We start from the raw sequence: 9,327 nt of genomic DNA on the forward strand, positions 1-9,327 counted from the left end.
CGGCCCGTCGCCGCCCCCAGCGCGCCGCGCCAGGCCGCGCCCGAGACCGCTCCGGCCGTCGAAGCGCCGACGGCCGCGCCCGTTGAGCCGATTCCGGCGCCCGTGCCGTCGGTCCAGAACGAGGCCGCTCCGGTCGCGGCAGCGCCGCAGCAGGCGCCGGCGGCCGCCGCCCCAGCGGACGGCTTCAACTGGTCATGGCTGGCCATTCCTGCGGGCCTTGCGCTGCTCGCCGCCCTCGCTTTCGGCCTGAGGCGGCGCCGGCGCTACACCGCCACGGCAGGCGAGATCGAGGCGGTCGCGGCCGAGACTCCCCCCGTGCCGGAAGTGCCGGTGGTCGCGCCGGTGCGCCCGGTGCCGGCAGCGCCCCGGGCGCGGCTGGAGATCGAGTTCAAGCCGGAACGCGCCGCGGCCACCGAGCGCGAGGCCCTGGTCCAGTTCGACATGGCGATTCGCAACGTCGGCGACGCCGAGGCGCGCAACATCCGCATCGACAGCCGCATGTTCAACGCCAATGGCGAGAGCGAAATCGACGCTTTTCTGAAGGGCGCGATCCACGAGCAGAGCGGGTCGCCGCACGTCACCATCCCACCGGGCGAGGTGCTTCGCCTCTCCGCCGGGCTCACCCTCTCCAAGGCCGACGTGCGCGAGATCGAGCTCCAGGGCCGCAGGCTGTTCGTGCCGGTGATCGCGATCAACGTCGCCTATGACTGGGCGGACGGCGGCACCGGCCGGACGTCCCGCTCGTGGCTCGTCGGCCGCGAGGGAGACCAGCCGTCCGAGAAGATGGGCGCCTTCCGGCTCGACCAGGGACCGCGCATCTACCGCTCGGTCGGCCAGCGCCCGACCAAGCTCGCCCACGTCGCCTGAGGCGCGGCACCTGACCGGCGGTCAGGCGGCGAAGGCGTCCTCTTCCACCGAGTAGAGCAGTGCGGCGCCCGCCGTCGCCCCGGCGGCCAGGCCGAGAGCTTCGGGCACGACCCGATCGATGTAGAATCGCGCCGCGGCCCGCTTCATCGATGCGAACCTCGGATCGAGTTCCGGATCGCGTTCGAGCGCGTCGAGCTGGCGCTTCATCAGCCAGCCGCACACCAGGATGCTGAGCAGCGTCAGGAACGGGTAGGAGCCGGCGAGCCGATCGTCGGGCGAAGCGGAAAGCAGATGCTTCGCGGCGCCGTCGGCGGTTGCCGCCAGCGCGCGAAGCGCCGGCTCGTCCTCGGTATCGGCCGCGATGTCGCGCAGCAGCGCGGCCAGGACCTCGCCGCCGTCGAGCCCGATCTTGCGGCCGACCAGGTCGGCGGCCTGGATGCCGTTGGTGCCCTCGTAGATCGGGGCGATGCGGATGTCGCGAAGGTGCTGGGCGGCCCCGGTCTCCTCGATATAGCCCATGCCGCCATGGACCTGGACGCCGAGGCTCGCCACCTCGACTCCGACGTCTGTGCCATAGGCCTTGACCAGCGGCGTGAGCAGATCGGCCCGCGCCTTCGCCGCCGCGTCGCCCAGCGTCGCGCGGTCGGTCTGGCCGGCCGCATAATAAGCGAGGGCGCGTGCCGCCTGGGTGAGCGCCTTCATCCGCAGCAGCATGCGGCGCACGTCCGGATGCTGGAGGATCGCCGCCGGCCGGCTGTCCCGCGCGCCCTGCACGCGCCCGGAGGCATAAGCGACCGCCGCCTGGGTCGCGGCTTCGGCGATCGACACGCCCTGCAGGCCGACGTTGAGCCGGGCATTGTTCATCATCGTGAACATGGCGCGCATACCGCCTTGCTCCTCGCCGATCAGCCAGCCGATGCAGCGATCCTCGTCGCCATAGGACATCACGCAGGTCGGCGAGGCGTGGATGCCCATCTTGTGCTCGATGGAGACGCAGCGGACGTCGTTCCGCGCGCCGGGCGAGCCATCGGCGGCGGGCAGGAACTTGGGCACCAGGAACAGGGAGATGCCGCGCGTGCCGGGCGGCGCGTCGGGCGTGCGGGCGAGGACGAGGTGAACGATGTTCTCGGCAAGATCGTGCTCGCCGAAGGTGATGAAGATCTTCTGGCCGCTGATCCGCCAGCGACCGTCGCCGTTCGGCACCGCCTTGGTCTTCAGCGCACCGACGTCCGAGCCCGCCTGCGGCTCGGTGAGGTTCATCGTGCCGCTGAACTCGCCCGTCACCAGCTTCGGCAGCCAAAGCTGCTGCAGCTCGGCGGAGCCGTGGTGCTTCAGCGCCTCGACGGCGCCGGCGCTGAGCATCATCACCAGCGAGAAGCCCATGTTGGCGGAGCCGAGATCCTCCAGCACCACGCTCGCGAGGACGAGCGGCAGCCCCTGCCCGCCATGCTCGGGCGGGCCGGCCAGCGTCCCCCAGCCGCCGTCGACATAGGCGCGATACGCCTCGCGGAACCCCGGCGGCAGGGTCACGCCGTCCGGCGTCCATGTCGCGCCGATCTCGTCGCCGACGCGGTTGAGCGGCGCGAACGTGCCGGCGGCGAGCGCGCCCACGCCTTCGAGGATCGCCTGGACCAGATCGGGCGTCGCTTCCCCGAACCTCGGGTGGCTGGCGAGCGCGTCGATGCCGACCACGTGGCGCAGCAGGAAGGACTGTTCGGCGACGGGCGGCGTATAGGTCATGCTGGCCTCAGGTTGCGTGGGATTGCCAGCCGCTATAGCGCGCGGGCGTGGACCGGCAAAACGACACACGCCTGCTGCCCTTCGGCACCGCCGCGATCGCCGAGGCGGCGCGCCTGGTGATCGACGGCTGGCCCGTCGCCGTTCCGACCGAGACGGTCTACGGCCTCGCCGCCGATGCGACCAGCGACGAAGCCGTCGCCCGCATCTACGCGGCCAAAGGCCGGCCTTCGTTCAACCCGCTGATCGTCCACGTCTCCGGCCTCGAAGAGGCCGAGAGCATCGCGCTGTTCGGCGATGCGGCGCGCGCCGTCGCCGCGGCTTTCTGGCCCGGCCCGGTGACCCTGGTCCTCCCGGTTCGCCCCGGCGCGCGGCTTGCCCGAGCGGTGACGGCCGGGCTGCCCACGGTCGCGATCCGCTGCCCGGCCCATCCGGCGATGCGTGCGCTGCTCGCCGCGGCGGCGCGGCCGCTCGCGGCGCCCTCGGCCAACGCCAGCGGCGCGATCAGCCCGACCCGCGCCGAGCATGTCGTGAAGAGCCTCGGCGGCCGGATACGGCTCGTGATCGACGGCGGCGAGACCGCGCTCGGCCTCGAATCCACGATCGTCGGCTTTCCCGAGGGACGGATCGCGTTGCTTCGCGCCGGGCCGATCCCGATCGAGGCGATCGCCGCCGCAGCGGGCCTGCCCCAGGGCGCGGCGGCCGGCGGCATCGAGGCGCCAGGTCAGCTCAAGAGCCATTATGCGCCGGCCAAGCCGCTGCGCCTCGAGGCCGTCGCGCCGGCGCCGGACGAGTGGCTGATCGGCTTCGGGGAAGTCGCCGGGGACGACAGTCTGAGCGCGTCGGGCGATCTCGAGGAGGCGGCGGCGCGGCTGTTCGAGGCGCTGCATCGCGCCGAGGAGGCGGACAGGCCGAGAATCGCGGTGGCGCCGATCCCGCGGCACGGCCTCGGCGCGGCGATCAACGATCGGCTCGCCCGCGCCGCCGCGCCGCGGGAGGCGGACCGGTGAGCCTCGCGCTCCAGGCCGGCTTCTGGGGCGTGGTCAGCGGGCTGGCCGCTTTCACGCTTTCGCGCCTGGGCGACTGACGGCGGGCGCCAGGCGCGTCGCTCAGGGCTCCCGGCGACCGGCTCCGATGTCGATGCGATTGCTGGAAAGGCGGCGCGCGCGTCGTCGCGATCGCTGGAAATAGGCTGCCGCGAACGCCGCGACCGCCATCACGAAGATGATCAGATAGGCGATGTCGTGCCGAACCGCGATGCTCATCCCTGCCGCTCCCTCTGCATCACCCGCGCCGTCACTCGGCCGCGGCCTCGCTCTTCACGCGATTGGCGAAGCTCTTGCGCAGCTTCCTCAGCTTGGGCGGAATGACCGACAGGCAATAAGGATTGCGCTGCCCTTCTCCCTCCCAATAATCCTGATGATAGTCCTCCGCCGGCCACCACTCGCCCATCGGCTCGATGGTGGTGACGATCGGCGCCGGCCAGTCGGCGCGGGCGCGCTCGATCGCGCGGTGCACCGCCGCCTCCTGCGCCTCGTCCTTCGGGAAGACCGCAGAGCGATATTGCGTGCCGATGTCGTTGCCCTGCCGGTTCAGCTGGGTCGGATCGTGCGTCGCGAAGAACAGGTCCAGAATGTCGTCATAGCTGATCACCTCGGGATCGAAGGTGACGCGGATCGCCTCGGCATGGCCGGTGTCGCCGCCGCAGACCTGCTTGTAGTTCGGGTTCGCAACGTGGCCGCCGATATAGCCGCTCTCGACGTCCGTCACTCCGATCACGTCCTTGAACACCGCCTCGGTGCACCAGAAGCACCCGCCCGCCAGCGTCGCCTGTTCCATCGTCTATTCTCCTTTGCCGCCGACATAGGGCGCGGCGCGCCGACGGCAAGCAGGCCGGCGAGAAACAGCTCAGGCGCGCGGCTGGTCGGGCAGGCGCTGCCGAACCTCGAGCATCCCGGCCCAGGGATCGGCCGCCTGCGCCGCGATCAGCCCGGGTACCGTCGCGATCGTATAGGCGCAGGGGTCGAGCCCGTCGCGGACCTGGTCCCAGGTCAGCGGCATCGCGACGGGCGCGCCAAGGCGCGATCGGGTGGAATAAGGCGCAACGGCGGTCGAGGTAGGATCGTTGCGCAAATAGTCGATGAAGATCCGCCCGGCCCGCTCCGCCTTGGAGATCTTGGTCAAATAGCGCTCTGGCGCATCGGCGGCCATCTCCGCCGAGACGCCCTTGGCGAAGCGTTTCACCTCGCGCCATTCGGCGGTCGGCTCGATCGGCACGACGACGTGCAGGCCCTTGCCCCCGGTGGTCTTGACGAAGCTGGTGAGGCCGAGCGCGGACAGCCGCTCGCGCACCTCGATCGCCGCCGCGATCACCTCCGCGAAGCCGAGGCCCTCGTCGGGATCGAGATCGAAGATGATCCGGTCCGCCCGGTCTGGGTGCGCGACGGTGACGGCCCAGGGATGCATCTCGAGCACGCCCATCTGCACCATTGCGATCAGCCCGGGCAGATCGCGGACATAGAGATAGGGTTCGTCGAACCCGGGCACCGTCACCTCGCCAAGCTGCTCCGGCACGCCGGAGCCGGCGTGGCGCTGGTAGAAGCATTTCTTGCCCTGGCCGGTCGGGCACCTGACCATCGTGATCGGCCGCAGCGCAACATGGGGCAGGATCCGGTCCGCGACCGCGACGTAATAATCGGCGAGGTCGCTCTTGGTGATCCCCTGCTCCGGATAGAGGATCTTGTCGGGGTTGCTGAGCCGCACCCCTTCGACGAACCGCTCCTCGCTCACGCCGTCTCCGCTCCCGTCATGTCCGCGACCAGCTCGGCCGGAGGCGCCTCCGGCTGGAGCTGGTCCATCCGGCATTGCTCGGGCGCCTTGTCCGGGCGCCAGCGCAGGAAACGCGTGCCGTGGCGGAAGCGCTTGCCGGTCACGTGATCGTAGCGGACCTCGACGACGAGCTCGTGCCGCAGCGGCTCCCATTCGCCGGTCCGCTCGGTCGACCAGCGGCTCGGCCCGCCCGGCGCGTCGCCGGTGAAGCCCGGCGGTCCGATCAGCGCCTCGAGCCGGGCGGTGAGCGCGTCCCGCCCCTCGGCCGGGAGCGCCGAGGTGAAGCCGACGTGATCAAGCTTCCCCTCGTCGTTGAACAGGCCGAGGAGGAGCGAGCCGACCTGCCGGCTGCCGCTGCCGTAGCGAAAGCCGCCGACGACGCAGTCGGCGCTGCGCAACTGCTTGATCTTCAGCATGGCGCGCTCGCCGGGCTCGTAGGCGCCGTCCCTGCGCTTGGCGACGACGCCGTCGAGCGCGCCGCCGGCGCGGTCGAGCCATCCCTGCGCCACCCCGCGATCGTCGGTATAAGGCGAGAGCAGCAGATCGGGCCGCCGCTCGGCGGCATGGACGATCTCGAGGGCGCGGCGGCGGTGCTCGAGCGGCGCGTCGACATAGCTCGTCTCCTTCGAGAACAGCAGGTCGAACAGCATGAGCTGGGCCGGCGTCTCGGCGGCGAGCCGGCGGACGCGGCTCTCCGCCGGATGGAGCCGCAACTGCAGCGCGTCGAACGACAGGATGCCGCCGATCGGGATGATCAGCTCGCCGTCGAGCACGATCCGATCGGCCTCCATCGCACGAACGCTCTCGACGATCTCGGGAAAATATCGGCCGAGCGGCTTACCCGATTTCGATTGCAGGTGAACTTCGCCGCCGTCGCGAAAGACGAGACAGCGAAAGCCGTCCCACTTCGGCTCGAATCGCCAGCCCTCTTCTTCGGGAAGCGCATCGACGAGCTTTGCCTCCATCGGCGCGAGCCCGGGCTTCACCGAAAGAGAATAGAATCCGTTCATGCTCAACAGACGCCCGTCACTCCGTTCCGGTTCCGAACAGTTATGCGGCGAGTGGATTCCATCCTGCGGCGGGCTGCATCCGACTCTCACCCAGATCGTTGAGGCCGCGAGACGGTTTTGGCAAAAGGGGCAGCTTCGGAGGGTGCTTGTGTCGCTTACACGCAGATCATTTCTCAACGCGGTCGCCGCCACCGGCGCGGTCGCCGCCGTGCCGGCGAAGGTCTTCGCCACGGTTGCGCCGCCGCAGCCGTCGATCAATCCGGCGCTGCGCGCCCGCGCTCTGGCGGCGCTGGAAGCCCATGGCGACCGGATCAAGATGCGTGACGTGATCGGGATCGCCGATTTCAACCGCTTCTCGCGCGAGCCGCGCTTCTACATCGTCGACCTGCGCTCGGCGTTCACCACCCAGCATCTCGTCGCCCACGGCCGCGGCTCCGATCCAGGGCATCTCGGCTGGCTGGAGCGCTTTTCCAACGAGATCGGATCGGAAGCCACCTCCGAAGGCGCCTATCTGACCGGCGATTCCTATACCGGCAAATATGGCTGGTCGATGCGGCTGTTCGGCCTCGATGCCTCGAACAGCAATGCTCTGGCGCGCTCGATCGTCGTGCACAGCGCCTGGTATGCCGAGCCAAAGGTCGCCGAGACCTTCGGAAAGCTCGGCCGTTCCGAGGGTTGCTTCGCCCTCCCCGGCATCAGCCACGCCGAAGCGATGACCAGACTCGGTTCCGGACGGCTGCTCTACGCCGAGAAGATCTAGATCCCGGCAGGTTAACGGCTAGGGCGCCGCGCATCAGGCGTGCTCGCCACCGGTTCCCGATTCAGGACGCTTTACCCGGTAAGCCGTGCGGCGAGCGCGGCGAAGCGTTGCGGACACGGCCCCGACCTGAACGGCCAATTCATTCTAAAGTAACCATTTTTCCGCTATATCCGGGGGCATAGCGGAGGGACAATTTTGCTTTATTCTCGCAGGCAAATGCTTGGTGCCGGCGGCGTGGCCGGGCTCATGGTGGCGACGGCAGCGAACGGCCAGAGCCTCGCCCAGATCGTTGCCGGCCTGAAGGATGGCAACGCGCCGGTGGCCCCGCGCAAGGCGGCAGCGGCGGCGGTTCCGGCGCGCCCGCGCGTTCTGGTCGATCCCGCCATCGATCCGCGGCTGCTCGCCCGCGCCCGTGCCGCCTTCGATGCGAACCGCAAGCGGATCCGCAACACCGAGCTGGTCGCCATCACCGATTTTTCGATGCCCTCGCGCGAGCATCGCTTCTTCATCCTCGAGACCAACACCGGCAAGGTGACCAGCCACTACGTCGCGCACGGCCGCGGGTCCGATCCGGATCACAGCGGCTATCTCGAGCGCTTCTCCAACGCCTATGGCTCGAACGCCACCTCGGCGGGCGCCTATCTCACCGGCGACTATTATTACGGCAAATACGGCCGCTCGATGAAGCTGAAGGGCCTCGAAGACCGCAACAACAATGCCGAGGGCCGCGCGATCGTCGTGCACAGCGCCTGGTATGCGGAGCCCGAAGTCATTCGCGATCACGGCAAGCTCGGCCGGTCGGAGGGCTGTTTCGCTTTCTCGTACGCGAGCCTGCAGGACGTGCTGCGCCGGCTCGGCCCCGGCCATCTGATCTACGCCGACAAGCTCGCCTGAACGGCGAACGCCGGCGGCCCGTATCGCCGGCGCTTCCGGGGTGGCGCATGCCGCGCCGCCCTCGCCAAGCCTCGCAGGCGCAGGATCAGCCCCGACGTAATGGGGGCTGGTGTCGCCACCAGCCCCCACTGTCCCAGCTCCATGCAACGCCTGCCGGCGCGGCGTCCCGCTGGGCGGGTGGTTCGAGCCTTGCGCAAGCGCCGGCTCTCCCCGTGTGAGGAAGCGTCGCGGCCCTCGATCTTGCAATCCTGGGCCAGTCCGCTTCCGGGTCCCGTCGGGGCCGAAGCCCCGGCGGTTCCCTCTGGGTCAAGGGCGTGGGCCCGAAGGCCGCACGCACCTTTTCCCGTCTCCGAAGTCGAACGGCACGCCGTCCTCGTTCGAAGGTCCGGCCTTCGGGATGAAGCCGAAGCTTCCTCCTTCCCGCCGGCCCGGCTCGATCGAAGGCCTGAGCCTCCTGTCTGCCCGGGTCGGTCCGCGCCGGGAGCAAGCCCCCTTCGCGTCCGCCTTCTCCTGACGGGCGAACCCGTCCGATCCGGCTCGGCTGTCCGTCGGGAGACCGAAATCCCCGTTCGGCTGGCCTTTCGAGTTTGGCGATCAGCCGGGGCTTCTCGCTTCGCTCTCGATCCCGGCATTGCCGAAGCATCGCCGGTCCCGATCGACGCGCTTTCGGCCGAAGCCTGGCGTCTTTCCGTCTCGTCCTGGGCGAACCCATCGCGATCCGGTGCGGCTGCCTTGCCGGAGACCGAGATCCCCGTCCGGCGCACCTTTCGAGTTCCGCGATCAGCCGGAGCTTCCCGCTTCGCTCTCGATCCCGCCTCTGCCGAAGCATCCGCGGTCCCGATCGACGCGCGTTCGGCCGAAGCCTCGCGAGCGTCTTTCCGTCTCGTGGCGGGCGAACCCACTGCGATCCGGTTCGGCTGCCCGTCCGGAAACCGAAGCTCCCTTCCGGTCCACCTTTCGAGTTTCGCGATCAGCCGGGGCTTCTCGCGTCCCTCTCGACCCCGCGTCTGCCGGAGCATCGGCGGTGCCGATCGACGCCCTTTCCGGCCGAAGCCCTGGTGGCGCCTTCCACGGCCGTCGGAGCGAGGCTCCTTCCGCCGCGGCGGGCCTTTCGAGCCGAAGCTCTCGAGGTCCCTGGTCTCCCGTCCGGCAGAACCGGATGGGATCCCTTTTTGACCTCGTTCCCGGAAAGCGAGCTTCCCGATCCCGCGGCCTGCCCTGCGCCTCCCA

At 69.8% G+C, this 9,327-nt stretch carries 9 protein-coding genes; 4 read left to right on the forward strand and 5 right to left on the reverse strand.

Annotated features, from left to right (window positions below):
- Positions 1-867 (forward strand): hypothetical protein (locus E2493_RS21500; RefSeq protein ID WP_167737674.1); only part of this gene is annotated, 867 nt, incomplete at its 5' end.
- A gap of 21 nt (positions 868-888) precedes the next feature.
- Here the strand turns inward: E2493_RS21500 and E2493_RS20665 are convergent.
- Positions 889-2,607, reverse strand: a complete 1,719-nt coding sequence (locus E2493_RS20665; protein WP_135090636.1) for an acyl-CoA dehydrogenase — start codon at positions 2,605-2,607, stop codon at positions 889-891.
- A gap of 47 nt (positions 2,608-2,654) precedes the next feature.
- On the opposite strand from E2493_RS20665, the gene E2493_RS20670 reads away from it, so the two are divergent.
- Entirely contained in the window at positions 2,655-3,614 is a 960-nt protein-coding gene (locus E2493_RS20670; RefSeq protein ID WP_135090638.1) for an L-threonylcarbamoyladenylate synthase, read from the forward strand.
- A gap of 99 nt (positions 3,615-3,713) precedes the next feature.
- On the opposite strand, the gene E2493_RS21505 is transcribed toward E2493_RS20670, so the two are convergent.
- The 4 genes from E2493_RS21505 to E2493_RS20685 all read right to left on the reverse strand — a co-directional run bounded on the left by E2493_RS21505 (position 3,714) and on the right by E2493_RS20685 (position 6,443).
- The gene (locus E2493_RS21505) at positions 3,714-3,869 is read right to left on the reverse strand and encodes a hypothetical protein (protein ID WP_167737675.1); all 156 of its coding nucleotides are present in this window, start codon (positions 3,867-3,869) and stop codon (positions 3,714-3,716) included.
- Positions 3,870-3,900: 31 nt separating this feature from the next.
- Complete coding sequence (gene msrA, locus E2493_RS20675; RefSeq protein ID WP_135090640.1) at positions 3,901-4,443, reverse strand: peptide-methionine (S)-S-oxide reductase MsrA; 543 nt, start codon at positions 4,441-4,443, stop codon at positions 3,901-3,903.
- 69 nt (positions 4,444-4,512) lie between these two features.
- The gene (gene ligD / locus E2493_RS20680; protein ID WP_167737676.1) at positions 4,513-5,394 is read right to left on the reverse strand and encodes a non-homologous end-joining DNA ligase; all 882 of its coding nucleotides are present in this window, start codon (positions 5,392-5,394) and stop codon (positions 4,513-4,515) included.
- Positions 5,391-6,443: an ATP-dependent DNA ligase gene (locus tag E2493_RS20685; protein ID WP_135090644.1), complete on the reverse strand. Its 1,053-nt coding sequence runs from the start codon at positions 6,441-6,443 to the stop codon at positions 5,391-5,393. The genes ligD and E2493_RS20685 overlap by 4 nt, the downstream gene beginning before the upstream one ends.
- A gap of 148 nt (positions 6,444-6,591) precedes the next feature.
- On the opposite strand from E2493_RS20685, the gene E2493_RS20690 reads away from it, so the two are divergent.
- The gene (locus E2493_RS20690) at positions 6,592-7,203 is read left to right on the forward strand and encodes a murein L,D-transpeptidase catalytic domain-containing protein (protein ID WP_225421630.1); all 612 of its coding nucleotides are present in this window, start codon (positions 6,592-6,594) and stop codon (positions 7,201-7,203) included.
- Positions 7,204-7,437: 234 nt separating this feature from the next.
- The gene (locus tag E2493_RS20695; protein WP_167737677.1) at positions 7,438-8,097 is read left to right on the forward strand and encodes a murein L,D-transpeptidase catalytic domain family protein; all 660 of its coding nucleotides are present in this window, start codon (positions 7,438-7,440) and stop codon (positions 8,095-8,097) included.
- Positions 8,098-9,327 lie beyond the last annotated feature (1,230 nt).

The organism is Sphingomonas parva (ex Maeng et al. 2020) (genome assembly GCF_004564275.1).
Classification (GTDB): Bacteria; Pseudomonadota; Alphaproteobacteria; order Sphingomonadales; family Sphingomonadaceae; genus Allosphingosinicella; species Allosphingosinicella parva.

What these genes read in the sequence shown, in the direction of transcription:
- E2493_RS20665 (WP_135090636.1), bottom strand. Translation starts at nt 2,607, where the DNA reads ATGACCTATACGCCGCCCGTCGCCGAACAGTCCTTCCTGCTGCGCCAC.
- E2493_RS21505 (WP_167737675.1), bottom strand. Translation starts at nt 3,869, where the DNA reads ATGAGCATCGCGGTTCGGCACGACATCGCCTATCTGATCATCTTCGTG.
- msrA (WP_135090640.1), bottom strand. Translation starts at nt 4,443, where the DNA reads ATGGAACAGGCGACGCTGGCGGGCGGGTGCTTCTGGTGCACCGAGGCG.
- E2493_RS20685 (WP_135090644.1), bottom strand. Translation starts at nt 6,443, where the DNA reads ATGAACGGATTCTATTCTCTTTCGGTGAAGCCCGGGCTCGCGCCGATG.